The organism is Photobacterium sp. SKA34 (assembly GCF_000153325.1).
In the GTDB taxonomy this organism is placed as follows: Bacteria; Pseudomonadota; Gammaproteobacteria; order Enterobacterales; family Vibrionaceae; genus Photobacterium.
Genome location: NZ_CH724143.1, coordinates 336,025 through 363,017 on the forward strand (window position 1 = coordinate 336,025; position 26,993 = coordinate 363,017).

At 41.6% G+C, this 26,993-nt stretch carries 18 protein-coding genes and 1 pseudogene; 12 read left to right on the top strand and 7 right to left on the bottom strand.

The features are described 5' to 3' along the window. The first annotated feature begins 204 nt into the window (after positions 1 to 204). Positions 205 to 1,233, top strand: coding sequence for a substrate-binding domain-containing protein (locus SKA34_RS14510; RefSeq protein ID WP_006646274.1), 1,029 nt, complete (start codon positions 205 to 207; stop codon positions 1,231 to 1,233). An 82-nt stretch (positions 1,234 to 1,315) separates the two neighbouring features. Here SKA34_RS14510 and SKA34_RS14515 read toward each other — a convergent pair whose 3' ends face one another. The 3 genes from SKA34_RS14515 to SKA34_RS14525 are packed head-to-tail and all read right to left on the bottom strand — an operon-like array spanning position 1,316 to position 4,276. Further along, positions 1,316 to 1,954, bottom strand: coding sequence for a bifunctional 4-hydroxy-2-oxoglutarate aldolase/2-dehydro-3-deoxy-phosphogluconate aldolase (locus tag SKA34_RS14515; protein WP_006646275.1), 639 nt, complete (start codon positions 1,952 to 1,954; stop codon positions 1,316 to 1,318). A 22-nt stretch (positions 1,955 to 1,976) separates the two neighbouring features. Further along, the gene (gene edd, locus SKA34_RS14520; RefSeq protein WP_006646276.1) at positions 1,977 to 3,767 is read right to left on the bottom strand and encodes a phosphogluconate dehydratase; all 1,791 of its coding nucleotides are present in this window, start codon (positions 3,765 to 3,767) and stop codon (positions 1,977 to 1,979) included. Further along, the gene (locus SKA34_RS14525; protein ID WP_006646277.1) at positions 3,764 to 4,276 is read right to left on the bottom strand and encodes a gluconokinase; all 513 of its coding nucleotides are present in this window, start codon (positions 4,274 to 4,276) and stop codon (positions 3,764 to 3,766) included. Before SKA34_RS14525 ends, edd begins: the two co-directional genes overlap by 4 nt. Positions 4,277 to 4,451: 175 nt before the next feature. Between SKA34_RS14525 and SKA34_RS14530 the strand changes: the two genes are divergently transcribed. The 3 genes and pseudogenes from SKA34_RS14530 (at position 4,452) to SKA34_RS14540 (ending at position 7,845) form a co-directional block, all read left to right on the top strand. Next, a complete protein-coding gene (locus SKA34_RS14530) occupies positions 4,452 to 5,819 on the top strand; it encodes a GntP family permease (RefSeq protein WP_006646278.1) in 1,368 nt (455 codons plus the stop codon). Positions 5,820 to 5,888: 69 nt separating this feature from the next. Continuing rightward, positions 5,889 to 6,481 (top strand): annotated as a pseudogene (locus SKA34_RS14535) (DNA-3-methyladenine glycosylase I). Positions 6,482 to 6,615: 134 nt separating this feature from the next. Continuing rightward, positions 6,616 to 7,845 carry a permease gene (locus SKA34_RS14540; protein ID WP_006646281.1) on the top strand — a complete coding sequence of 410 codons (1,230 nt, stop codon included), beginning with the start codon at positions 6,616 to 6,618 and terminating at the stop codon, positions 7,843 to 7,845. Between the two features lie 104 nt (positions 7,846 to 7,949). Here the strand turns inward: SKA34_RS14540 and rdgC are convergent, their stop codons facing one another. After that, a complete protein-coding gene (gene rdgC, locus SKA34_RS14545; RefSeq protein WP_198138499.1) occupies positions 7,950 to 8,861 on the bottom strand; it encodes a recombination-associated protein RdgC in 912 nt (303 codons plus the stop codon). A gap of 323 nt (positions 8,862 to 9,184) precedes the next feature. Between rdgC and SKA34_RS14550 the strand changes: the two genes are divergently transcribed. The 5 genes from SKA34_RS14550 (at position 9,185) to SKA34_RS14570 (ending at position 17,622) form a co-directional block, all read left to right on the top strand. After that, positions 9,185 to 10,417, top strand: a complete 1,233-nt coding sequence (locus tag SKA34_RS14550) for an exonuclease SbcCD subunit D C-terminal domain-containing protein (RefSeq protein WP_006646283.1) — start codon at positions 9,185 to 9,187, stop codon at positions 10,415 to 10,417. A gap of 14 nt (positions 10,418 to 10,431) precedes the next feature. Continuing rightward, the gene (locus SKA34_RS14555) at positions 10,432 to 14,229 is read left to right on the top strand and encodes an AAA family ATPase (protein ID WP_006646284.1); all 3,798 of its coding nucleotides are present in this window, start codon (positions 10,432 to 10,434) and stop codon (positions 14,227 to 14,229) included. A gap of 187 nt (positions 14,230 to 14,416) precedes the next feature. Continuing rightward, on the top strand, positions 14,417 to 15,106 hold the full coding sequence (phoB, locus tag SKA34_RS14560) for a phosphate regulon transcriptional regulator PhoB (protein WP_006646285.1): 690 nt from the start codon (positions 14,417 to 14,419) through the stop codon (positions 15,104 to 15,106). A gap of 159 nt (positions 15,107 to 15,265) precedes the next feature. After that, the gene (gene phoR / locus SKA34_RS14565) at positions 15,266 to 16,597 is read left to right on the top strand and encodes a phosphate regulon sensor histidine kinase PhoR (RefSeq protein ID WP_006646286.1); all 1,332 of its coding nucleotides are present in this window, start codon (positions 15,266 to 15,268) and stop codon (positions 16,595 to 16,597) included. Positions 16,598 to 16,611: 14 nt separating this feature from the next. Next, entirely contained in the window at positions 16,612 to 17,622 is a 1,011-nt protein-coding gene (locus tag SKA34_RS14570) for a PstS family phosphate ABC transporter substrate-binding protein (RefSeq protein WP_039860692.1), read from the top strand. 100 nt (positions 17,623 to 17,722) lie between these two features. Here SKA34_RS14570 and ppx read toward each other — a convergent pair whose 3' ends face one another. From ppx to SKA34_RS14585, 3 genes are all read right to left on the bottom strand, one after another. Continuing rightward, entirely contained in the window at positions 17,723 to 19,240 is a 1,518-nt protein-coding gene (ppx, locus tag SKA34_RS14575; RefSeq protein ID WP_006646288.1) for an exopolyphosphatase, read from the bottom strand. After that, positions 19,227 to 21,329, bottom strand: coding sequence for a polyphosphate kinase 1 (gene ppk1, locus SKA34_RS14580; protein WP_006646289.1), 2,103 nt, complete (start codon positions 21,327 to 21,329; stop codon positions 19,227 to 19,229). Before ppk1 ends, ppx begins: the two co-directional genes overlap by 14 nt. Positions 21,330 to 21,450: 121 nt before the next feature. Further along, a complete protein-coding gene (locus SKA34_RS14585; RefSeq protein WP_006646290.1) occupies positions 21,451 to 21,951 on the bottom strand; it encodes a glycine cleavage system protein R in 501 nt (166 codons plus the stop codon). Positions 21,952 to 22,240: 289 nt separating this feature from the next. Between SKA34_RS14585 and SKA34_RS14590 the strand changes: the two genes are divergently transcribed. From SKA34_RS14590 to pstB, 3 genes are read left to right on the top strand one after another with little or no spacing between them, the layout of a single operon-like run. Then, positions 22,241 to 24,466: an ABC transporter permease subunit gene (locus SKA34_RS14590; RefSeq protein ID WP_006646293.1), complete on the top strand. Its 2,226-nt coding sequence runs from the start codon at positions 22,241 to 22,243 to the stop codon at positions 24,464 to 24,466. A gap of 15 nt (positions 24,467 to 24,481) precedes the next feature. Continuing rightward, positions 24,482 to 26,119, top strand: a complete 1,638-nt coding sequence (gene pstA / locus SKA34_RS14595) for a phosphate ABC transporter permease PstA (RefSeq protein ID WP_006646294.1) — start codon at positions 24,482 to 24,484, stop codon at positions 26,117 to 26,119. Positions 26,120 to 26,165: 46 nt separating this feature from the next. Then, entirely contained in the window at positions 26,166 to 26,984 is an 819-nt protein-coding gene (gene pstB / locus SKA34_RS14600) for a phosphate ABC transporter ATP-binding protein PstB (RefSeq protein ID WP_006646295.1), read from the top strand. Positions 26,985 to 26,993: the final 9 nt, after the last annotated feature.

Below are 26,993 nucleotides of genomic sequence, written 5' to 3' on the forward strand. Positions count from 1 at the left end.
ACGTTTTTCGTGACCTAAGTGCCACTTTTCTCATTGAGTTTTTTCTTTTTTGCAATAATTACATTCTGTAAAATCGTTTTAAGGCGGGTCGTAAATTATCTAATAGTTATGAAATTACAGATAAATAGTTGCTGCTATTAGGTTTACCTCATAATCTACGTCTATCGCATTTCATTTTCTTCATCTCATCGTCAGGACAGACTAATGACAACCAAACCGAAACACCGTCCCACATTAAATGATGTTGCAAAACAGGTGGGAGTAACAAAAATGACGGTGAGTCGTTATTTACGTGACCCTAGCTCTGTGGCTGAAAGTACACGAGAAAAAATCGCGGTAGTGGTGGAAGAGCTAGGTTATGTTGCCAGTCGTGCGCCTGATATTTTATCGAATCGTAACAGTAAGGCGATTGGGATCTTACTGCCATCGTTATCTAACCAAGTGTTTGCTTCTTTATTACAAGGGATTGAATCGGTAACCCAAAAAGAAGGTTATCAAACCCTGATCACCCACTATGGCTACAGTGCGGAAGAGGAAGAAGAGAAGATTGCTTCGTTATTGTCTTACCATGTTGATGGTTTGATTTTGACTGAAAGTATTCACAGCGAACGCAGTTATAAGATGATCAATGCTGCGGCTATTCCTGTAGTAGAAACGATTGATTTGCCTGAAAACCCAATTGATATGGCGGTAGGGCTGGATCACAAACAGGCGGCGTTTGATTTAGTCTCTAAGATGATTGAATACGGACGCTGCAATATTGTTTATTTCGCTGCACGATTAGATCGCCGTACCCAATTGCGTTGTGACGGCTATATTCAAGCGATGGAAGCAAAAGGACTAACGCCACGTATTGTATCGACAGAAGAGCACTCGAGCTTTACCCAAGGGCGAGAATTAATGCGTCAAGCTCTAGCGCAACACCCAGAGTTGGATGCTGTATTTTGTACCAATGATGACTTAGCGATTGGCGCTATGATGCATTGCCAAGAGCACAATGTCGCCATTCCAAATCAGGTAGCCATTGCAGGTTATAATGCCTTAGATATTGGTAAAGCGATTTCACCGACGCTGGCGAGTGTGAATACACCACGTGAAGAAATTGGTGCGGCAGCAGCGACATTATTATTGAAGAAATTAGCAGGAAAGAAAGTGGCTAACCCTATTCAAGATATTGGTTATAGCTTGTACTTAGGCGAGAGCTTAGGAAAGCCCGAAGTAGAAAGTAAGTGATAAAAAACAGCGCATGAGAGTATCGTGCGCTGCCTGCATTTATTCATCAATCTTTATTTATTAATAATTGATTGATTTAGCATTACGCTAATAGCGCTACCGCCTCTTGAGAAAGTTTGGTGATTTCTTCCCACTCACCATTATCAATCAGATCCTTAGGTAGCATCCAAGAACCACCAACTGTGGCAACACATTTCACCGCTTTGTACTGATCAACGTTTGCAGGGCTAATGCCGCCCGTTGGGCAGAATTGTACTTGTGGTAATGGCGCAGCAATAGCGGCGAGAGCTTTAGCACCACCATTCGCTTCTGCTGGGAAGAATTTTAGTTGCTGATAGCCAAGCTCTAACGCCTGCATGATTTCTGATGGCGTACTCACACCTGGAATTAAAGGTGCGGTACCAGATTTTGCATAGCTAAGTAATTTAGGTGTCATTCCTGGAGAAATCACAAATTTTGCGCCAGCTTCAACTGCAGCGTCATACTGCTCGCAGGTAAGTACCGTTCCAGCGCCCACCATCGCATCAGGTATTGCTTCTGCAATCGCACGAATTGCCTCAAGAGCAACAGGCGTACGAAGGGTAATTTCGAATAGAGTGATACCACCATTTTTTAGTGCTTGTGCCATAGGAACAGCGTCTTCTAAGCGTTCAATGATCATTACAGGGACTACAGGCGATGCGGCAAACACATCTTGTGGATTAACTTGCCAAGTATTCATGTTTTTCTTCCTATCCAATAACTTAAAAAATAGTGACACCAGTATCGGCACTTGAAACTTGCTTGCGTAAATTGGCGAATAAGTTACGACCAAAGGTAAATGCAGGTATGTCGTTTTCAATCGGTGCGCTACGAGCTGTAAGATCAGCGTTAACCGTTAGCTCACCTGTGATCGCATTTAATTCCATCATATCGCCATCTTTAATTAAACCAATTGCACCACCACGTAGGGCTTCTGGCGTAATATGGATTGCAGCAGGAATTTTGCCTGATGCACCTGATAAGCGACCATCGGTAACCAGTGCGACTTGATACCCTTTCTTTTGGATATTACCTAAAATTGGCATTAATTTGTGAAGTTCAGGCATACCATTTGCTGCAGGTCCGTTATGGGTCACGACAATAATCGAATCTTGATCTAACAAACCTTGTTTATAGGCTTTTTCAACCTCGTTTTGGCAACGGAATACTTTCGCTGGTGCTGTAATATGTTGATGCTGTTTTGCAACCGCAGACACTTTAATCACCGATGTACCAATATTTCCCTTTAATACTTTTAAGCCACCTGAAGGGTTAAAAGTGATCTCTGGTGTACAAATAACATCACTATCTGTTGAGTCTGCACAAGGCGACCATACCAGTTTGCCATCTTGTAAACTTGGCGTGGTCATTTGGTCAGTAAATTCACCAAACGCCGTTTTCACATTGGTATTGAGTAGCCCACGTTGATGTAATGTTTTTATTAAGGTTGGTACGCCACCGGCTTGTTGGAAAGCATTAATATCAGCAGGCCCATTCGGGTACATGCGCACCAATAAAGGAACCACATCAGATAAATCACTGATGTCATCCCACGTTAAAATAATGCCCGCACTACGAGCAATCGCCACCATATGTAAGCTATGGTTAGTACTGCCACCTGAGGCTAACCATGCCACTAAACCATTCACCAAACTTTCTGCCGTCATTACTTGATAAAGAGGGCGGTATTGGCTTGATTGCTGATTTGCTGCCGCAGCAATACGACAAGCGGTTTCTTCAGTTAATACTTTTCGTAGTTCGCTTGTCGGTGGCACAAATGCAGAGCCCGGTAGCATTAAGCCCATAACTTCTAAAATAAGTTGGTTAGTATTCGCAGTGCCATAAAACGTACAAGTACCCGGTGAGTGGTATGCCTGGCATTCCATGGTTAATAGCGCAGCGGAATCGACTTCACCAGCGGCATATTGTTGACGAACATTAACCTTTTCATCATTGCTTATGCCTGTACCCATAGGTCCAACTGGCACGAATGTTGTTGGAAGATGCGCAAAAGATAATGCGCCGATTAATTGCCCCGGGGCGATTTTATCGCAGATGCTTAATAGCAATGTGGCATCAAACGCGTTATGACTTAAGGTAATAGCCGTTGCTTGGGCGACAATATCACGAGAAAACAGCGACATTTCCATGCCCGGTTGACCTTGAGTAATACCGTCACACATTGCAGGAACACAACCTGCGACTTGGCTGGTATGACCGTATTCCGCCAGCGCTTTTGCAATAATGTCTGGGTAATATTTATAAGGTTGGTGAGCACTTAACATGTCATTGTAGCCACTGACGATAGCAATATTGGCATGCAGGAAATCTAAAATCGCGGCTTTTTCTTGGGCGCAATTAGCGGCAACAACGTGAGCTAGATTGCCGCAAGAAAGTTGACTACGGCCTTTACCCGCTTGTTCCATTTCTTTGGTCATGGCTAACCATTGCGGATAACTTTCAGCACTTCTTGCTTTAATGCGCTCAGTCACGGCTGAAATAATCGGATTCATAGATTTGCCTCACGTAATTGCTGAACAGCATCTTCAATAATTTCGTTAATAGAACCATCGATAGAGACTGTGAACACATCCATCTCATCAACAGGACGCTCAAGAGTTTCAAGCTGGCTAGTTAACATGGTGTCACGCATAAAATGGCCTTTACGGGCACGCATTCTTTCAAGGATCAATTCACGATCGCCATCTAAGAAGATAAACGAAACGTTTTTATTGCCTTCACGGATCTGATCGCGGTATTTCTTTTTTAAGGCTGAACAAACAATGATCCCAACTTCGTTTTTATTCTCGATGCTATAAGCGGCATCACGAATACGCTCTAACCAAGGTTCACGATCGGTATCGTTCAATGGTGTTCCACTGACCATTTTTTGGATGTTGACTCTTGGGTGTAAATCATCACCATCGATGAACTTTGCATTTAAGCTGTGGGCGATACCTTCACCAATCGTAGATTTCCCGCAACCACATACCCCCATTACAATTATGCTTTGACCTGCCATTTTTAACCTCTATCTCACTTTTGAACATCGGTTGTTCTATTTTCTTGTAAGTTACCATGTTACGGGTAACATGTTACGGGTACCATGTTACGGTAACATAAAGCGTTGTGAAGATACTCACAATAAAAATACTCACAACGGAATAAAACATTCTTTTTTGCTGGAGAGATCCTGTATGACGTTAGACCCAACCTACTTATTGTTCATCGCAGCATGTTCTATCTTATTGTTATTAATGACAATAATGAGATTTAAGTTACATGCTTTCCTAGCTTTAACGTTAGTGAGTTTTATTACAGCAGTAGTAACTGGTGTAAATGCTGATCAAGTTGTACCTACCATGATGTCAGGTTTTGGAGGCACATTAGCCTTTGTTTCTCTGCTTGTGGGCTTAGGTACCATGATAGGGCGAATTCTTGAAGTAACAGGGGGCGCTAAAGTACTAGCGGATACCTTAATTGGTAGGTTTGGTTCTGAAAGAGCACCTTTTGCGTTAGGTGTTGCGTCGCTGTTGTTTGGTTTTCCAATCTTCTTCGATGCTGGGTTAATGGTCATGATGCCTATTTTGTTTAGTGTTGCTAAACAATTTGGTGGCTCAACAATTAAGTACGCGCTACCTGTTGCCGGTGCTTTTGCTGTGATGCACGCATTCTTGCCGCCGCACCCAGGCCCTGTCGCTGCAAGTGATTTATTAGGTGCAAATATTGGTTTATTAACCATTGTTGGTTTGTTGATTGCACTGCCGACTTGGTACCTAGGCGCTTACCTTTACGGATTATGGGCGGGTGAAAGATTTAACCTTCCTTTGCCACAAGCTTTCTTAGCAACACAAGAAGTGATTGACGAAAATAACTTACCTAAGTTCTCAACAGTTCTTGCTATTTTGTTAATGCCTTTAGTGCTTATCTTTATGGACACGGGTTTACACACACTAGCAGTAATGGGTGTGGTAAATGGTGATGCAACGTGGGTTAATGCTTTACGTATGTTGGGTAAAACACCAATCGCATTGATGATCACCTTGTTGTTCTGTTTAGCACTGTTCTCTAAAAATTACGGCATGGCTAAACTTGAAAAGCTATGTGGTGATTCACTTGCGCCAATCTGTGCCGTTATTCTTGTAACGGGTGCGGGTGCGGGTGGTATGTTCGGTGGCGTACTACGTGCAAGTGGTATTGGTGATGCGCTAGCTAACTTAATGTCTGATACTGGTATGCCAGTGATTGTGGCAGCGTTCTTAGTTTCGACAGCATTACGTGTAGCGCAAGGTTCAGCAACGGTTGCTCTAACTACAACAGCTGCGCTGATTGCACCTATGGTTGCAGCCACTACAGGTCTAAGTGCTTTAGATTTATGTTTCATCGTGATTGCAATTGCATCGGGTGTAACGGTGTTATCTCATTTCAACGATTCAGGATTCTGGCTAGTAGGTAAACTGCTAGATATGGATGAGAAAACAACCCTAAAAACGTGGACGGTAATGGAAACCCTTCTAGGTACCATTGCCTTCACAATTGCTGCAACATTAAGTATTTTCTTATAAATTAAAATAACGTGTAAAAGCCAATATGGGAGTAGTGATACTCCCGTATTTTTTTATAAGGACTGTATTATGACAATCCCGAGTGCGCCAATAACTTGCTGCGACTGGGCAACAACCGATCCACTGTTACAGCATTATCACGATACCGAATGGGGCAAAAAAACGTGTGATGACAACGTCCTTGCCGAATGTTTTATTTTGGAGAGTATGCAAAGTGGATTGAGTTGGTTAACCGTACTGCGTAAACGTCCGGCTTATCGGGCTGCTTTTCTTGATTTTGATTTAGCTAAAATTGAAGCAGAATTATTGCCACAACCACGAGAAGTGTTAGTCGAGCATATTTGCCAGCAGTTTGATGTAATAAAACATCGCGGCAAAATAGCAGCTGCTTTAAATAACCTTGCCTTATTGATTGAAATTCGCAAAAAGATACCACTAGCCGTTTTTTCTGGCAGTTTGTAGAACATAAAACGGTCGTTAATCAATGGCAAACCATGGCTGAAATGCCAGCAGAAACTGAGCAATCTGCTTACATGAGTAAGGTACTAAAGAAGCAAGGATTTAAGTTTATTGGGGCAATAACCTGCTATTCTTTTATGCAAGCCGTAGGGATGGTGAACGATCATTTAACCACTTGTCATTGTTATCCTAATAACACGTAACCTATTTGATATTTTTGCATTTTTACTAAGACACATTTGCAAAGTTAGTTTGAGTGATAAAGCGATGTAATGCTTCATGTAAGCGTACTATGCTTAGCCGATATCTCTCTTATAAATAACAACAAGGTGTCTTCATGGAAAGTGGGGATAGCAATATCATCTTTCATGTCATTTCTGTGTTTTTTAACATGTCATGGCAAATATTCTGGCCATTAGCGTTTGGCTTAATACTCTCTTCTTTTATTCGCAATTTATTACCTGTTGATACCGTGGTGAAACACTTGGGTAAAACCGATGTGAAAAGCCTCAGCTTTACCACTTTATTAGGTATGATGTCGTCGTCGTGTTCTTATGCTGCCGCATCCTTGTCTCATACCTTATTAGCCAAAAAGGCGACAGTTGCCAACGCAATGGCATTTTTAGTATCCAGTACTAACTTGATAGTGGAAATGTTTATTGTGCTGGTGGCACTCATGGGCTGGACATTCTTATGGGGTGAAGTCATTGGTGGCTTGATCTTAATCGCAACCGTTGGCTTTTTGTTTAGTCGTTTTTATCCCAAAGATGTTGAACAAGAATTACGTCAGCATATAGCCAATGCCTTGCCGCAACAAAAAGCCAGTTGTGGTATGGACATGTCTGAAATGAAGCATGACACCAGTGACTGTGGCATGGATATGTCGAAGATGAAGCATGAGAGTAATGATTGCGGCATGGACATGGTCATCTCTAACATGGCTATGCCATCAAAAAATGACACTGGCGTAATGGCAAAAATCACCAAATCTGCTAGCTTTTTCCAAATGGATTTGGCAATGATAGGCAAAGAGATCTTAATTGGTGTTGTTGTATCATCAATCTTAATTGCTTTAGTGCCACAAGAAGGTTGGCGCGCCTTATTTATAAGTAACGATGTAGGGTTACCGGCTTGGTTACACTCGTTGCTGGATGTCATCATCGGTATTTTTGTCGCGATGATTGCTTATGTTTGCTCGGTGGGTAACTTAATTTTGGCAGCAGCACTATGGCATGGTGGTATTTCATTTGGTGGGGTGATTGGCTTTATTCTTTCCGATGTATTAACTATTCCAATGATGCGTGTTTATCAAAAATATTACGGTAAACGCCCAACTAAATGGATGGTGGGTTTACTGTTCATGGCGATTTTATTTACAGGGTTATGTGTTGATGCGATCTTCAATGGCTTTGGTTGGGTCACAACTGATCAAACCTTACGTACTTTAAACCAATCTGGTTTTGGTATGAACATGACCACATTGATGAATCTGATCTTTATTCCGCTTTCTATTTGGTATTACCGTTTAGGTAAAAAAGCCAATGCAGGCTTGGGAATAAGCATGTAATCAATTCGCGAGCCATTAAAAAAGCCGTGGTGCTCTTGGTTGTAAAAATAACAGAGCATCACGGCTTTTATTTTATGTATTCGATGTTGTTTTAATAAAAGGGATTAGCCTTTATTTTCTAAACCGCCAACCACTTCAAATAGATTTGGTAAGAACGCAGAGAATTCACCACCCATCAGTGATAAATCAGCATCAATACGTTGCGCCATATCTTCACGGTCGATATCTTCGTTTTGATCTTTGATTTCATCAGAGAACTTCAAACGTTTCACGGTTAAATCATCAGCAAGAACAAAGTCGACACGGTCTTGCCAGTTTAAAGCCAGCTTCGTTACCACCTTGTTTGCTTCGATATGTGCAAGAATTTCGTCACAGTTTAAATCTTGTTGCTTACAACGGATCACACCGCCATCTTCTTCAACCGCTTTAAATTCTGCTTCTTCACCGATAGTAAAACCATGAGGCGCTTGATTGCTACGTACCCACTCTGTCATGGTTAGGGCTAATGGTTTTTCAGGTACAACAGGCACAACAGGTAGGCTACCGATAGATTTACGTAGTAGCGCCAGCATATCTTCGGCTTTTTTAAAGCTGCCTGCATCAACCACAATATAGCCAAGCTTTGGCATGATTAGAGCGAAAGTTTGCGATTGACGACTGAAAGCACGTGGCAGTAAATCCATCACGATTTCATCTTTTAGTGTATCTTTCTCAGTCTTTTTCAACTTACGACCAAGATCTTTTTCCTGCATCTCAACTTTGTTATTCAGTGATTCTTTGATCACAGAAGCAGGCAGCATTTTTTCTTCTTTACGCGCACAAATTAAAATATTGTCGCCAGAAACATGGGTGAACATATCACCATGCTTGCCTAATGCGTGTGCCCAGCCAAATTTTTGGATATCTTGGCTACCACAAGGCGTGAAGCGAAACTCTTCCAGCTGTTTCTCCAGTTGGTCTGCATTTAAATCAATTTCACGCGTAAAGCGGTAGGCTAGTAAATTCTTAAACCACATCATGGCAGTCACACTTCCTAGGGTTAAACAGTTGGGTCGCACATATTAACCTAACCACTAAAAATTACTAAGAGGCGTTTGTGATTGAAGCTTAAGATTGTGTAATAACTTGCTGAACTGTGAGTGAAATTAAATTTATACAGCGTTTTTTTTTATTTCAACTCACCCAAATCATACCTAACTTCCCCAAACTAACTCTCTGACTTATTTATCAAAAATAAAATTCCGTGATAGCAGTGTAAGTCAGTGAAATAGCAGATGTGGTTTGGGAGATCTCACGGTACAATCAGCAGATTATTTCTGGTTAGGTTGCGCATTATATTATGAAAATTATCCATACCTCTGACTGGCACTTAGGGCATCAACTCCACGGTTATAACCGCGACTATGAACATCAAGCGTTCTTAGATTGGTTAGCCGATGAACTTGAAGCTCAGCAAGCAGATGCCTTGTTAGTTGCTGGTGATATTTTCGATACTGCCAATCCGCCCGCTAGCGCATGGCGCATGTTGTATCGCTTTTTGGCTAAGGTGTCGAAAACCCTACCGAATTTAGATGTCGTAATGATAGGTGGTAACCATGATTCACCAAGCAAACTTGATGCGCCTCATGAACTATTAAAAGCCTTTGATTTGCATATGGTTGGCGGCATCCATCGTTTAGACGATGGCTCCTTAGATGTTAAGCGTATGCTGGTACCTATCACCAATAAAGACAAAAAAACTGCCGCGTATGTATTAGCTGTGCCGTTTTTGCGTAGTGCAGATTTGCGTACCGATAACCTTGATGAAAACGACGACCGCTTAATTAAAGGGGTAGAAGTGTTATATAGCGATATGACACAAGCCGCCCGTGAATTACTTGCGTCAGAACAAGCGATGATCGGTATGGGACACGCTTACATGGCATCAGGGCAATTATCTGAAATGTCAGAACGTCGAGTACTTGGCGGTAATCAACATGCGCTACCAGCTTCCATTTTTGCCGATGACATGGGTTATGTTGCGCTTGGACATTTGCATTTAGCACAAAAAGTGGCGAAGAAAGAGCATGTGCGTTATAGCGGGTCGCCAATTCCACTATCGATGTCAGAGCGTAATTATAACCACCAAATTTTAGCGGTAGAATTTAATGGCAGTAACGTTAAAGCGATTGAAGAGATCAGTATTCCTCGCTGTGTCGATATGCTTAAAGTGCCAACCAAACCAGCGCCGCTAGATGAAGTGTTAGCTGCATTAAAAGCCTTACCTGACGATGAACTGCCACGTGAGCAACAACCCTTTTTAGAAGTGCATGTATTGCTTGATAAACCACAAGCCTTATTGCGTGAAAAAGTGCTGCAAGCATTAGAAGGTAAATCTGTTCGTCTTGCCAAAATCACGCCCCATTACAGCCAACGCGAGCAACAAGATAGCTTGCAACACCGTCGATTATCAGAGGTGTCACCGCAACAAGTGTTCGCATTAAGTTGGAATAAAAAATTCGATGGTGAGCCAACAGAAGCAATGGCTGAAGCGTTTGAAACCCTATTAACTCAAGTTGAAGAACAAGAATAAGAGAGATAATTACAATGAAAATCCTTGCGCTTCGTGGTGAAAATTTAGCGAGTTTACAAACCAAATTTGAGATTGATTTTGCGGGTGGCAGATTAGGCGACGCTGGCTTGTTTGCGATCACAGGTAAAACAGGGGCTGGTAAATCTACCTTGCTCGATGCGATTTGTTTGGCGTTATTTGATCGTATTCCTCGACTTCAAGCAAATAAACAGAAAGATGCTGAAATTGGTAGAGAAGGTGAAGACAACCGCATCAAAGCCAATGATGTGCGTAGTATTTTATCGCGCGGTAAAGGTGAAGGTTTTGCCGAAGTCGATTTTATTGCCAATGATGGTTCACATTGGCGTTCGCATTGGCATGTTCGTCGTGCTCGTGGTCGTGCAGAAGGCAAAATTCAAGCCGCTGAGCAGTGGTTAGAAAACATTGAAACAGGGCAGCGTTTCGCGGGTAAAAAACAAGAACTACAAGCAGAAATTGAAAAGCTGATCGGCTTGAGCTTCGATCAATTTCGTCGTGCTGTGATGTTGCCACAAGGTGAGTTTGCGGCATTTCTAAAAGCAGGGGCTGATGAACGTGCAGCACTGTTAGAGCGTATGACGGGCGGTGAAATCTACGGTCGATTATCCATTGCAGCTTATGAACGTGCTAAAGATGAAAAGCTTAAACTGACGCAACTTCAAGGTAAGTTAGGTGATATCGCACTGTTAACTGACGAAGAGCGCGAAGCATTAAATACTCAATTGGTCAGTGCTCGTGAACAAGTAAATAACCAGCAACAAAAACTAGAGCAACTTAAACAGCATCAAGATGTGTTGGTGAATGCTGAAAAACTGACGCAACGTATTGGTGAAAGTGAGCAGCAGTTAGTACAAGCCAAGCAAGACCAACAATTAGCCGCGCCGCGTTATCTGCAATTGACAAAATATGAGCAAGCGCTTCCTGCTCGCGGTGATTTCACGCTATTAACCCAAGCACAGCAACAAGTGCTCAAGTGGCAGCAATCACGACAATCAGTTACCGCTGAATTAACGGCTAAGCAGCAACAACAAGGGCAATTACAAACCCATGTAGAGCAAAGCCAGAAGCAATTAGCGCAAAAACAACAGCTGTTAACCGATCTTGAGCCAAAGCTAAAACAAGCGGCAAGTATTGAGCAAAAGCGTGATGCTTTACAGCAGCAAAGCGCAGAGTTACAGCAACAATTAGCTGGCTTAAATAAAGACCTCACGACCCAACGTGAGCAACTTGCGAGTAAGCAACAACAGCAACACGCCGCCCAGTTACAACAACAACAAGTGACCGCTGCACTGGCTCAAACTCAAGGGGGCAAAGCCTTGGCTGAGCAGCAAAATGCGATCAAAGATAACATCAGCCAGTATCAACAAGCGCAAAGCCAAATTGCACAGCTGCAAACTGACATAAAACAGCGTGAAAAAACGTTAGTGAGCGTGTCTCAGCAGCAGATCCAATTGGATAAACAGCTTTCTGCATTGGATCAGCAAAAGCTGCAATTAACGAAGCAAACCGCTTGTCACGATCTAACTGCATTAGAACAATTGCAAGATCAAGAACGCCAACATTATGCTGCGTATCAGCAATTAAGTAGCAAACTAAAAGAGAGTTTATTTGGCCTAGATAAATGGCATGGTTTGCTTCAACAGCGTGATAAATCTCAGCTTCAGCAGCAAGGTTTAGTGACGAATATTGCTAGCAGTGAGCAACGTTTATCTGCATTAGCGCCTGAGTTATTACAACTTGGTGCTCAGCATAAAGAAGTAGAGCTTCAGCTAAACCAAAGCCGTGCTGTAATGAGCTTAACTGACTATCGCGAGCAGCTTGTTGAAGGTGAAGCTTGCCCACTGTGTGGCTCTGAAAATCATCCCTATCAGCAGCATAATCCGCAAGTTGAAAGCATTATTAACCAACAACAACAGCGATTACAGCAATTAGCCCAGCAATTGCAAGATGCTAATGCCGAGCAGCGCCAGTTAACTCAATCTGCTTTGCAAGATAAGCAACGTCAAACTGACATTGAGCAAGAAATTGCAGGTTTTAATAATACGATTCAGACGTTAGTTAATCAGCAGCAATGCCATTGGACCGATCTCATGGCAACGGATCTAAATGCCACTACTTTGACTGAAATTACGTTATCGACTGATAGCGATGTAGCTCAGCTTTCTCATTATCAAGCACATTGGTCACAAGCAGTCGATGATGCTAAATCGCAAATGCAGCAGATTAAAGTTCAGGGTGAACAGCGCAAAGTGCTGATTGAAGAGGTCAAGCAACAACAGCTTCAATTACAGCAATTAACTAAGCAAGAAGCGGAGCTGAAAGAGCAATGCTATCTGCTAACTCAGCAGCAAACTCAAGCGCAAGAACAATGTAATGCTTTTACAGCACAAGCTAATAATGTGCAAAACGTGATAGCTGAAAGACAGCAGGCGTTAATGACAATCTATGGTAATGATGCATGGATAAACGCATTAGCTCAGAAAGGTAAATCGAGCTTTATTGCCGATTTAGAACACCAAGTTCAGCAATATCAAACCAATATTGAGCAACAATTACTGCTTGAAAAACAGCTGACAGAGCTTGTACCAGTGCTCGCAACATTAACCAATAGCGTTCAGCATGGTGAGCAACAAGCCCATGAGTTAACGGCAAAAGTAGCCCGTCTTGCGAAAGAGCAACAGGTTTGTTGGCAACAACGTATTGAGCTTATTAGCGATCAGCCACTCGATACGATTGAACATTCAGCTAAAGCCGATGTTGACGCACAGCAGCAACAATGCCAACAGCTACAAACACAATTAAACCAATTGGCAGAAGTGATTGCCGCAGAGTTAACCAAACAGCAGAACGCGACCCAACAACTAGCAGAATCTAAAACGGCGCAACAGAATCTACAACAAGTGTGGCAAGCATGGTTAGAAAAGCTTGCGTTAACTGAAGCGGAATTAACGGCGTTATTAAGTCACGATGATGCATGGTTACAGCAAGAGCGCAGTGAGCTAAAACAGCTAGAGCAAGCGGTGTCTCAAGGTGAAACCATTGTTAAAGAAAGACAGCAAGCACAGGTGGATTATCAGCCGACGGTTGAATTAGCCAAGCAGTGGTTTAGCGAACATGACATTAGTGATGACGCCTTAACTCAACAGCAATTGTTTATCCAATGGAAGACGGAAAAATCGCAACTTGATGATCAAGTCTTCCAATTGCGTCAGCGCTTAGATTTAGGCGAGCAAGCCGAGAAACAAGCAGGGGATTTACGATCTGCATTAGCGACCCAGCAAACGCAAACTGAGTTGTGGATGGAAATTAGTGATTTAATTGGCCAAGCAAACGGCAATAAATTCCGAACCTTGGCACAAGGGTTAACGCTGCAACAACTAGTGATTAATGCCAACCATCACTTACAAGATCTTGCGCCACGTTATGCGTTACAACCTGTACCAGGAAGCCCGTTGGCGTTGCAGGTTATCGATCATGATATGGGTGATGAAGTACGTAGTGTGGAATCGCTTTCGGGGGGCGAGAGTTTCTTAGTGTCGTTGTCTTTGGCTTTAGCCTTAGCATCACTGGCGGCAGACACTCGACAGCTCGGCTCTCTGTTTATTGATGAAGGATTTGGCACTCTAGATCCTGATAGTTTAGAAATGGCATTAGCCTGCCTTGATGCACTTCAAGCGGATGGTCGACAAATTGGTGTTATCTCCCACGTTGGCACTTTAGTTGAGCGCATCGGGGTGCAAGTGGCTGTTGAAGCACAAGGTGGTGGGCGTAGTCATATTGCCATAAAAGGTTAATGTAAATACGTGTTAACTCATTGTAATTATTTAATATTCATCTCTTTATTTTATAAATAACGAGAATGTTTAAATCAGATATATTCAACTTGGTTTATACTTTTATTACAGTGAGTCACAAAAGTGTAATATTAAGAACACATAATGGCGCATGTCAGATGAAGCAAACGACTAGGTATATTTGATTATGGTAAGACGGATTCTTGTGGTAGAAGATGAAGCTCCAATTCGTGAAATGTTATGTTTCGTGTTGGAGCAAAAGGGCTATCAAGCGATCGAAGCTGAGGACTATGACACAGCACTAGAAAAAATGTGCGAACCTTATCCTGAGCTTATTCTAATGGACTGGATGTTACCCGGTGGTTCAGGTATTAACCTGATCAAACACCTTAAGCGCGATGAACTTACACGCCAAATCCCTGTTGTAATGTTAACAGCACGTGGTGAGGAAGAAGATAAGGTTCGTGGTCTTGAAGTAGGTGCGGATGATTACATCACTAAACCATTCTCTCCAAAAGAATTAATGGCACGCTTAAAAGCCGTTATGCGTCGTGTATCACCAACAGCATTAGATGATGTGATTGATGTGCAGGGATTGAAACTAGATCCTGTATCGCATCGTGTGACATCGGGTGATGAGCCATTAGAGATGGGACCAACAGAGTTTAAAATGTTGCACTTCTTTATGACGCACCAAGAGCGTGTTTATAGTCGTGAACAGTTACTTAATAATGTTTGGGGCACTAACGTCTATGTTGAAGATCGTACTGTTGATGTTCACATCCGTCGTTTACGTAAAGCGTTAGAATCAGGTGGACACGATAAGATGGTGCAAACAGTACGTGGTGCAGGTTATCGCTTCTCAACTCGCCCATAGTAGTGATTTACAACCCACACTCGGGTTGGTTATATAAAGAAAAATACGAGCCTTCACCCATTATCGCAGTTCGATAAGGTTGGAGGTTGTGTTGTTTATACGAGTAAAGAAATTTAATGTAACGGATCCATACCATAACTCCGTTACAAGGAGTAAAGCATGGTCGAAAGATTGTCATGGAAAAAATTGGTATGGGAATTAATTCTGTTTTATCTACCGTGGATCATCCTTGGTATGATTTTCGGTTATTTACCATGGTTTTTACTCGTCGCAACTTGGATCCAACTGATTTGGCATTTCCACAATCAATTGAAAATGTCAGATTGGTTATGGAAAGATAGAAGTCTTACTCCGCCTTCTGGCTCCGGTAGCTGGGAGCCTCTATTTAATGGCATGTATCGTTTACAACAACGAAATCGTCGTCGCCGTAAAGAATTAACCACCCTCATTCGTCGTTTCCGTAATGGTGCTGAATCATTGCCCGATGCCGTTGTTGTGTTTCGCAGTGAAGGCAATATTGTTTGGTGCAATAAATTAGCGCAGCAACTGTTGGGTTTACGTTGGCCAGATGATGCAGGGCAACCTATCAGTAACTTATTAAGAAGCCCTGATTTTGTTCGTTATCTAGCAAAACAGTCTTTTGATACGCCCTTAGAAATCACTTCACCAATGAACTATGACCGCACCCTAGAGCTGCGGATTATGCGTTATACCGAAGGTGAGTACTTGATGGCGGTACGTGATGTATCTCAGCTTAAGCAACTTGAAGGTATGCGTCGTAATTTCTTTGCTAACGTTTCTCATGAATTGCGCACGCCAATGACTGTACTACAAGGTTATCTAGAAATGTCGTCAGATCCTGATATGTTATCAGGACCGATGTGGAATCGCGCACATGGTGTGATGACGGAGCAATTAGCGCGAATGAATGCGCTTGTTGAGCAGCTATTAACCTTATCAAAAATTGAAGCGGCTCCAACCATTGAGTTAGAGGAAGTGGTGGATGTGCCTGCGATGCTAGATATTTTAGAAAAAGAAGCGATCTCACTCAGTGGGGATAAAAATCAGCTCTTTAACTTCGAGATTGATCAGAGCTTGAGTGTATTAGGTGATGATGATCAGCTACGTAGTGCGATTTCTAATTTAGTTTATAACGCGGTTAAACATACTCCAAGTGATGCTGATATTACGGTTCGTTGGTATCGCTCGCCTAACGGCGCAAGGTTGGAAGTAACAGACAGTGGTGATGGGATTGAAACACAGCATATTCATCGCTTAACAGAGCGTTTTTACCGTGTGGATAAAGCCCGCTCTCGTGAAACTGGCGGTAGTGGTTTGGGACTGGCGATTGTTAAACATGCTTTGAGCCACCATGACTCCCATTTAGAAATTGAAAGTGAGCTTGAAAAGGGCAGTACCTTTGCATTTACGCTACCGTCTCGTTTAATTGCAGATAACACTCAAACGGCTGAATTAGCAGATGATATTTAGAAGTGATTAAAGAGATGAAATGTATGGTTCAGCGATTGAAATCTTTTGCTGGGGTATTGTTGTTATTACTGGCTGGCAGCGCTCAGGCTGAAATTGAAACATCCAGTATAGAAACATCAAGCGTTAAAGCAGCAGAAACAAGCTTATTGCCTTATCAGAAAGTAAGCGGCATTTCGGGTAACTTGTCGTCAGTTGGTTCGGATACCTTAGCGAACTTAATGACTTATTGGGCGGAAGAATTTAAACGTCGCTATCCAAACGTTAATATTCAAATTCAAACGGCAGGTTCATCAACAGCGCCAACCGCATTAATTGAAGCGACAGCGCAACTTGGCCCTATGAGCCGAGTAATGAAAAATAAAGAAATTGAAGCATTTGAGCAAGAGTATGGTTATAAACCGACTGCGATTAAAGTTGCCGTCGATGCGCTTGCGGTGTTTGTTCATGAAGATAATCCATTAAAGGGGATTAACTTTGAGCAGTTAGATGCGATTTACTCACGAACATTGCGTTGTGGTGCATTAAAGCCAATTACCGAATGGGGCCAGCTAGGCTTACCGGGTAGCTGGAAAGATCGTAGTATTCAAATCTATGGACGAAATTCAGTCTCAGGAACGTATGGTTATTTTAAAAAGCATGCGCTGTGTCGAGGCGATTTTCGTAACAATGTTAATGAGCAACCGGGATCGGCATCGGTTGTACAATCGGTATCAACCTCATTAAATGCGATTGGTTATTCTGGGATAGGCTATAAAACAACGGGTATCAAAGCGATACCTGTGGCACGTGAAGGGAATGACTACGTTGAAGCGACGATAGAGAATTCAGTCAGTGGTCATTACCCATTATCACGCTTTTTATATGTTTATGTGAATAAGCACCCGAACAAGCCGTTAGCACCGATGGAAGGTGAATTTTTGAGGTTTATTCTATCGAGTGATGGGCAGAAAATTGTCCAAAAAGATGGTTATATTCCGTTACCGGTAAAGGTTGTTGAACAAAATATGGCTGCGCTTGGGCTGTAACAGTGGATAATTTTTACGGCCTAATAAACTAAATATAAATGTTCAATTAACAACGTCAGCATATCGCTGACGTTGTTGTTTTAACTGTTAGGATTAACTATTAGTCACTCAATTCATTAATTTCTAACATCCATCCCGCTTTATGCCAATATTCTTGTTCTGTACGCATATCAGCTGCGAGTAATTTATTTTCTGTTGTCCAACCTTTAGGTAAAGTTAATTGCCAGTGCTCTTTATCGGCCTTAACTTTTATATGTGGTAATGGTTCATCACTGCGCTGTCCATTTAACACTACGGCAATACGTAACGTACGAATTAATGGATAAAGATGTTTACGTTTATAGATAGTCAATTCGGGCATTTCAGTCAGTTTTAATGTTTTACGCTGATAGCGTACTAACGTTGAAAGTACCGTTTGTTGTTCGATATTGAATCCTGGCATAGTGCTATGGCGAAGTAAGTATGCACTATGGCGGTGAAATCCGGGATAGCTTATGTTTAGCCCAACCTCATGAAGTAACGCGCCCCATGATAGCAAGGGCGATAATTCGTCTTTTTTCATGCCTGGTTGAGTATCTATTTGATCGTAAATTTTAATCGCAGTTGTCTGTACACGTTTTGCTTGTGTAGTGTCGATATTGTATTGTTTTGCCATTGCATCAGCGGTACGAATACGGATATCACTGTGGCGGAATCGTTGCTCCATTTCATACAGTAGCCCCTCGCGTAATGCGCCACTGGAAAAGTGCATATCTTCAATATCAAGTGCTTCAAATACGGCACTTAAAATAGCTACTCCGGCGGCAAAAACAGGTTTTCTATCGTCGGTTAAGCCTTGAAGTTCGAGATCATCTTGATGTTTAAAGGCACTAATTTGATCAAGTAATCGGCTTAAACGAGATGATGTGATCACGCCATCGCTATGGCCTTGAGCGATTAACACTTCACGGATAGCTTTAATGGTGCCAGACGAACCCAAGGTTTTATCCCATCCAATATCGCTATATTTACTGGCGATACTTTCAAGTTTCTGCCGTGCTGCAAGTTGTGCCGCCGCAATGTTTTTACGACTGAGTTTTCCATTAGAAAAAAAGAGTTTGTTGTAGCTTACACAGCCCATATGCTTACTATATAAAATATGGGTATCAAATTCTTCACCAATGACTAATTCAGTGCTACCGCCACCGATATCGACGACCAGTTTTTTACCTTTATCGGGTTGGGTATGCGCAACCCCAAGATAAATTAAACGAGCTTCTTCCGTTCCGGGAATGATCTCAATGGGAAAGGGTAAAATACTCTCTGCCCGTTGGAGAAAAATATGTGCATTTTGCGCTTGACGTAACGTGTATGTTGCCGCGATACGGACATTTTTAGGTGTAAAACCTTGCAGTCTTTCAGCAAACATTGCAAGGCAGCTTAAGCCGCGATTCATGGCGGCTTGATCAAGGTTTAAATGCTTATCAAGCCCAGATGCAAGGTGGACTCGTTGTTTATGACGGCTGACAATTTGAAGGCTTTGACCAACAATGCGAGCCACAACCATATGAAAGCTATTTGAACCGATATCGATCGCTGCTATTTCGCGAGGTTGTGGCGAAGAATTAGTTTTTGTCATCGTATTTCTCTGTTTTTTCAGCGTGCTTTTTCAGATTCTTCTCGCTGTGTTTCAGATAATCATAAATGGCCGTTTGTGAGCGAATTTTGCGTCTATTGCCTCGCGGTACATAATGGTTATGCATGCCTTCATCGATAGTGCGTGCTTTGACGGTATCGCAAAGCTGGATATTGAGAATATCGATAATTCGTTGTTTTAACACCGGTGAATTAATAGGGCACCCAACTTCAATACGGTTATCAATATTACGGCTCATCCAATCAGCAGATGAAATATAAACGTCATTATCACCATTATTTTCAAATACCGCGACGCGAGGGTGCTCTAGAAATCTGTCGATAATACTGATCGCAGTAATGTTGTCACTGATCCCTTTAATGCCGGGGATTAATGAGCACATACCTCGAATAATTAATTTGATTTTCACACCGTTATTACTGGCTTGATATAGCATATTAATCAAGCCTCTATCGACGAGGTTATTGACCTTAAGTGTAATACCTGATGGTAACTTTTGCTTGGCGTGAGCTATTTCTCTATCAATTAGTTCATACAGCCGAGAACGAGAGTTACGAGGAGAGACGATTAAATGGTTAAATTCAACGGTGCGATATGGGTTCGCAATATAAGCAAAGACTTGTTTTACTTCATCGGTAATGGATTTATCACAGGTTAGCAGTGAAAAGTCGGTATAAATTCGGGCGGTTTTTTCATTAAAGTTCCCCGTACCGATATGCGCATATCGAACCAGTTCGCCTGACTCTTTACGGGTTATTAAGCAAAGTTTAGAGTGAATTTTTAACCCCGGCACACCAAAAATAACGTTTACCCCAGCCTCTGTGAGGCATCTCGCCCATTCAATATTGGCTTCTTCATCAAAGCGCGCTTGCAGCTCAACAACGACGGTTACATTCTTACCGTTGTTGGCTGCATCAATCATAGATTCAATAATGCGCGAATTTTTAGCGACACGATAAATATTGATTTTAATGCTACGAACTTTGGGATCGTAAGAGGCTTGTCGTACCAACTCTGTTATATGACTAAAGGTGTGGTACGGGTAATACAATAATATATCTTGCGCTTTTATAGCATCAAAGGCATTACGAGCTGATGTGAATTGATAGCTTTTAATTGGCGGGAGATCTTTGTTCTCTAAATAGCTTCTACCGACATTAGGGAAACCAATAAAGTCTTTAAAATTGTGATAACGGCCACCGGGGATCACACTGTCATAGCTTGATACTTGGAGTTTATTGCACAACACATTGATCATGTCACCGGGCATATCGCGTTGATATACAAAGCGTACAGGCATGGCAGTTAGGCGTTGATTTAACCCTTCTGACATTTGTTCTAGCAAGCTGTGTTCAACTTCTTGGCTGAGATCGTATTCTGCATCACGGGTCATTTTCATCGCAAATACGGTAAGATCGTCATATTCAAAAAAGCCGTTGAATAAATCATCGATACAAAGTCGAATAATATTATCAAGCAAAATAAGGGTTTTATGGCGTTTCCCCTTAGTTTTTGGCAATTGAACAAAACGAGGCAGTTGATCGGTTGGGATCTCTATTAACGCATAATGTGTCTCACGGTTTTTAGTCATAGCGACGGCTAGATAGGAGCATTCATCCTTGAGGACTTGCAGTATGTCGACATCGTCAGTAAGTAAAATAGGGGTAACATGAGGCAATATGGCGTGTTGGAAATAATGTTTTAACCACGCTTTCTGGCAGTCTTCTAACTGTAATTCATTGACTAAAAATATATGACGGCGCGCCATTTCTAACAATATTTCATTGTATAGCGTGTCAAAATCTTGATTTAACTTTAGTACTCGACTTTGGATCTTACTCAATAATTGCTTGGCTTGATCAATACCACCTTGTTCTTCATGAATTAAGATCTGGCGCTTCACATCAGCAAAGCGCACTTTGTAGAACTCATCTGTATTGCTGGAAAAAATACCGAGAAATCGTACTCGTTCAATGAGTGGAACAGACTTATCTGCTGCTTCTTGTAACACTCGTTCGTTAAAAGAGAGCCAACTTAGCTCTTTTTCTATATATAGATTTTCGGTAGTCATGCTCGGTGTTCGTCCTTGTTGCTTTGCATTACAAAATTAAGCTGTTTGTGGCAAATATAAGGTATTAGCGTTACAGTGAGATGTAAATTTGAGTGATTGTTTTATCAGCCAAATATTCTAATTATTTTTCAACATCTATGGTTAAATCATCGGCTAATAATTCTAATTGTTCTTGTACAGTATCAATGGTGAGATCGGTTGGCAGATCGAGTTGAAATTGCGCTGTAAAAATCGGGTATCCCCAGTTAGGTGCGCTTTCCGTTTTAGTTTTGAGCTTGTAGATGTTTATGCCTAGTTGATGCAGGTGGGTAGTGACGTCTTTAACAATCCCTAACCGATCATTACCTGTCACGGTTAACTTCTGCATTTGCTGTTGTGAGGAAGCTTTGATTTGTGCCTCGACAATGTGGATCTGTAGCCCCGAAATTTGCGATAATGCATTACTAAGCTGTTGAATATGTTGAGGGAAAACTTCAACCTGAACAATTCCAGCAAATTGGCCACTCAGTTGAGTTAATGAACTTTTTAGCCAATTTGCATGATTGTTATATACCGTGTCTGAAAGTTGCTCTACCAGTCCAGTTTTATCTTTACCTATAACAGTAATAATGAGTTGTTTCATTACAGCTCTCCTTATTTGTAATGGTTGTTGATGCAGTGACAATTAAGCAACAAACTGATTGATACTTATCAATAATTATCCTAATTACAATTTATGCTGTCTATGGCTGAAATGGACACAAATAAGTAAATGCGTAAGTTGTCATGATTTATTGATTGCTAATGACATTCTCTTTCAGTTCTGATTTATAAATCTGTGCGATATGTAATATTTTGAAAATATCATATGTAATAAAAGTGTCATGTAATAGAAATATACTTTAGCTCGTATAAATAGGTTTGAGGTAATAATGGCACACGCCAGTTCGTTTTTAATGGGAGAAAATCATCTTCGCCGAATGAAAGATAAGTTAGCGCGCTTAGGTGTGACGGCTGGCGGTATTTTTGTACTTGTAACCTTGGTACTGATTTTTTTCTATTTACTCTACGTTATTGTTCCAATCTTCTCTTCTGTTTCGGTTAAACCAACCTACCATTTCTCTTTGGCCTTGCCGGGTAACACTGCGCGGGTAGGTATTGATGATAGTAATACCTTAGCTTATCGTTTTACCACGGAAGGTCAGCTAGATTTTATTCGCTTATCGCCACCACCTGCATCAGGACAGGTGATTAAACAACAGACACTTGTTAATGATCCTACTGCCGTTGCAACCAGCTTGCCGCGGGATGGGTTGGTTGCCTATGCATTGGCGGGTGGGCTAGTGAAAATAGTGAAAGCTGATTTTAATTTCACGTTTGATCAAAACAAAAAGCACCTATTTCCTGTTATCGATTATCCTGTTGGTAAAGCGCCGTTATCTGTCGTTGCTAAACAAGATGTTATTGAGAAATTAGCCGTATCTGGACGTGATAACACTATTATTTTAGCCGCTTACACTAACCAAGATAAGCTTTCAGTGGTTAGGTTCTCTCATTCTGAAATGAGCGCGTCAAATGATAAAACATGGCAGCAATTTCAAATTAATGATGTGCCAGCTAATGTTGAGCAACTTGTATTAACGCCTGACGGTAAAACACTTTATGTATTAAGTGGTACAACACTCTTTACTTATTCTCTTCAACAACAGCAAGCGGTATTAAGAGAAACCACAAAACTATCTAATGATAAAACAGTAACGCCTGAGCGGATTAATTTATTATCAGGGGCGAATTCCTTATTAGTAACAAACTCTAATAATACGATTACCCAATGGTTTGAAGTGGTCAAAGATGGGAAACGTCAATTGGTAAAGGTGCGAGATTTCCTTTTTTCTTCTAGCCCTATTGTGAAAATCGTCCCTGAGTATTACCGCAAAGGCTTTTTTGTTATTCAACAAGATGGTCGAGTATCGGCTTATTATACTTCTGAGCGTGATGTGATTTATCAAGAGCAGATATTTGATACTGTCCCCCAAGATATCGCTATATCGCCAAAAGCGAATATGTTGCTCACGCTAGATAATGGCAAGTGGCAAACGTATAAAGTGAATAACTCCCATCCGGATATTGGTCTTTCATCACTGTGGCAAAAAGTGTGGTATGAGGGATATCCTGAGCCTGATTACGTTTGGCAATCAACGTCAGCAAGTGATGAGTTTGAACCAAAATTAAGCTTGGTACCGATTATTTTCGGTACATTGAAAGCTGCGGTTTATTCGCTGTTATTTGCGATACCGTTGGCACTGGCGGGGGCGATTTATACTGCTTATTTCATGTCATCTAAAGTGCGCCGATTAATCAAACCAACGATTGAATTAATGGAAGCTTTACCGACGGTTATCTTAGGTTTTTTAGCTGGAATTTGGCTTGCACCTATCGTTGATCAAAATCTGACTGGGGTTGCCTTAAGCTTTATTACCTTACCTATAAGCATGATTGTGATTGGTTTTATTTGGTCAATGTTACCTGGGCAATGGCGATCACGTATCCCTCATGGTTTTCATATCGCTATTTTGATCCCGATGATAATACTTGTCGGGTATGGTTGTTTTGCTGTTAGTCCTTGGTTGTCCCAGTGGTTATTTGGCAGCGATTTACAAAGTTATTTATCTCACCATTATGGTATTGGGTACGATCAACGTAATGCGTTAATTGTCGGCATCGCAATGGGTTTTGCGGTGATCCCCACTATTTTTACGATTGCAGAAGATGCGGTGTTCTCTGTACCTAGTCATTTAACGAAAGGCTCACTGGCATTAGGTGCGACTCAATGGCAAACCTTAACCAAGGTGGTATTGCTAACAGCAAGCCCGGGTGTTTTTTCTGCGGTAATGATGGGGCTAGGTCGAGCTGTTGGAGAAACGATGATTGTATTGATGGCTACGGGGAATACCCCTGTCATGGATTGGGATTTATTACAGGGGTTAAGAACGTTGGCAGCAACCATTGCGATTGAAATGCCTGAATCGGAAGTGGCAAGTTCGCATTATCGAGTATTGTTTTTAGCCGCATTTGTATTATTCGTCTTTACCTTTGTATTCAATACAATCGCTGAGGTTGTGAGGCAACGTTTACGTGAAAAATACAGTTCACTATAAGAGAGGGGGATGATCATGATTAAATGGTTTAAATCCGGCTCTCCTTGGATTTGGGTAACTGCGGGGGCGGTTAGCTTAAGCCTTGTTGCTGTTTTAGGATTGCTATTACTTATTGGTTATAAAGGCTTAAGCTACTTTTGGCCTTCACCTGTTTATCAATTCGATATTGATATAGCAGGTAAAAACCAAACCGTGATTGGTGAGTTGTATGACAGTAAAGCGATCCCGTTGCAACAATTGCGTGAAGCTGGGGTTGATGTTTCTCATATGCAAGGTCCGGTTGAGATGCGTTATCTCATCAAGATTGGTAATCGTGAACTAGTGGGGACTGACTTTTTTACGGTATTAAAAAGCCAAATAAAGCACCAAGAAATAGCGAAAAATATTGCTGTTGTCGATCGAGAAACGAATGGTAAGTTTTATGGTTATCCTATCGCAATAATGGCAAATGGTGTGCGTAATAGCATGGATTATTTGCCTGTTGCATTAAGTGAAGCTTCTGAAATTCGAGCCGAATTAAAGAAACTACAACAGATTGAAATTGCAGATACGAATTGGCATTTAGAAAAGCTACGTTTAGAAAAGCGTCAATTAGTCTTCAAAGATAAATTAACGCCGGATGACAAAACGCGAATTGAGCGTGAGGAACTGAACTATAAAACGATTTATAAAAACATTGAAAATCGTTTGTTTTCCCTACAAGCTCAATTAGATAGTGCTAGTTTATTACTTCGAGATAGTCAGGGTCAAACGATCACCTTATCGATGTCTCAAGTATTAGATATTTGGTATCCCAATAATTTAACCTTCATTGAAAAGTTTCAGCATTGGGGGAAACAGGTTTATAAGTTTTTAACCGAAGCACCCCGTGAAGCTAATACCGAAGGCGGTGTATTTCCTGCAATCTTTGGTACGGTATTTATGGTATTGCTAATGAGTGCCATGGTGACGCCATTAGGTGTGTTAGCCGCAATTTATCTTTATGAATATGCAGGGAATAATAATTTCACAAAGGTCATCCGTATTGCGGTGATTAACCTTGCGGGTGTACCGTCTATTGTATATGGGGTATTCGGGTTAGGCTTTTTTGTGTACATGGTAGGGGGGACAATTGATGATGTCTTTTTCTCAGCCCAGCTGCCGACACCAACATTTGGTACCCCTGGGATTTTATGGTCGGCATTAACATTGGCGATCATGACATTACCGGTTGTTATTGTTTCAACGGAAGAAGGTTTATCGCGAATTCCGAGCTCTGTGAGAAATGGCTCTTTGGCATTAGGCGCGACTCAAGCTGAAACCTTATGGCGTATAGTACTCCCGATGGCAAGCCCTGCCATTATGACGGGATTGATTTTAGCGGTCGCAAGGGCGGCGGGTGAAGTAGCACCTCTGATGTTAGTTGGGGTCGTAAAAATGGCACCAACATTGCCCGTTGATGTTCATTTTCCTTATGTTCACCTTGATCGTAAGTTTATGCATTTGGGGTATCATATTTATGATGTTGCGTTCCAAAGCCCGAATGTTGAAGCGGCAAGACCTTTGGTTTACGCGACGTCATTTTTATTAGTGACGGTGATTGTAAGTTTGAATTTAACCGCAATTGGGATCCGTAATCATCTGCGTGAAAAATTTCGCTCGTTAGAGTTGTAATCAAACGTAGTGGGATGAATAGTCGATTATTAACAGAGAGAACATTATGTATTCTGCTTCACCATCAATAGGTTTATTTGAACCCGTCGATCTCTCTTCGTTACCAGATGAGCAAACGGCATTATCGATTGAAGGTTTGAACCTACACTATGGTAAAACGCAAGCTTTGTATAATATCAATATGCGTATTCCTAAAGGACAGGTCACCGCATTTATCGGCCCTTCAGGTTGTGGTAAATCAACGTTATTAAGTTGTATTAACCGAATGAACGATTTGATTGAAGGCTGTCATGTCGATGGTAAAATCATGCTACATGGGCAGAACATCTACGATAATAAAGTTGATGTTGCGTCATTACGCCGTCGTGTAGGGATGGTGTTTCAACGCCCGAATCCATTTCCTAAATCCATATATGAAAATGTGGTTTATGGTTTACGTCTGCAAGGGATCAGTGATCGACGTATTTTAGATGATGCGGTTGAAAGTTCATTGCGTTCGGCAGCTTTGTGGGATGAGGTAAAAGACAGGTTGCATGAAAATGCGTTTGGTTTATCTGGAGGCCAACAGCAGCGTTTAGTGATTGCGCGTGCGATTGCTATTGAACCTGAGATTCTACTTCTTGATGAGCCGACATCAGCACTTGATCCAATATCAACCTTAACGATTGAAGAATTGATCAATGATCTAAAAGCCAAATATACCGTGATTATCGTGACACATAACATGCAGCAAGCGGCACGAGTGTCAGATCAAACAGCTTTTATCTATATGGGAGAGCTGGTGGAATATTCGAGCACCAATGATATTTTCACCACCCCAAGAGAAAAACGTACTGAAGATTATATTACAGGACGTTATGGTTAAGGACATACC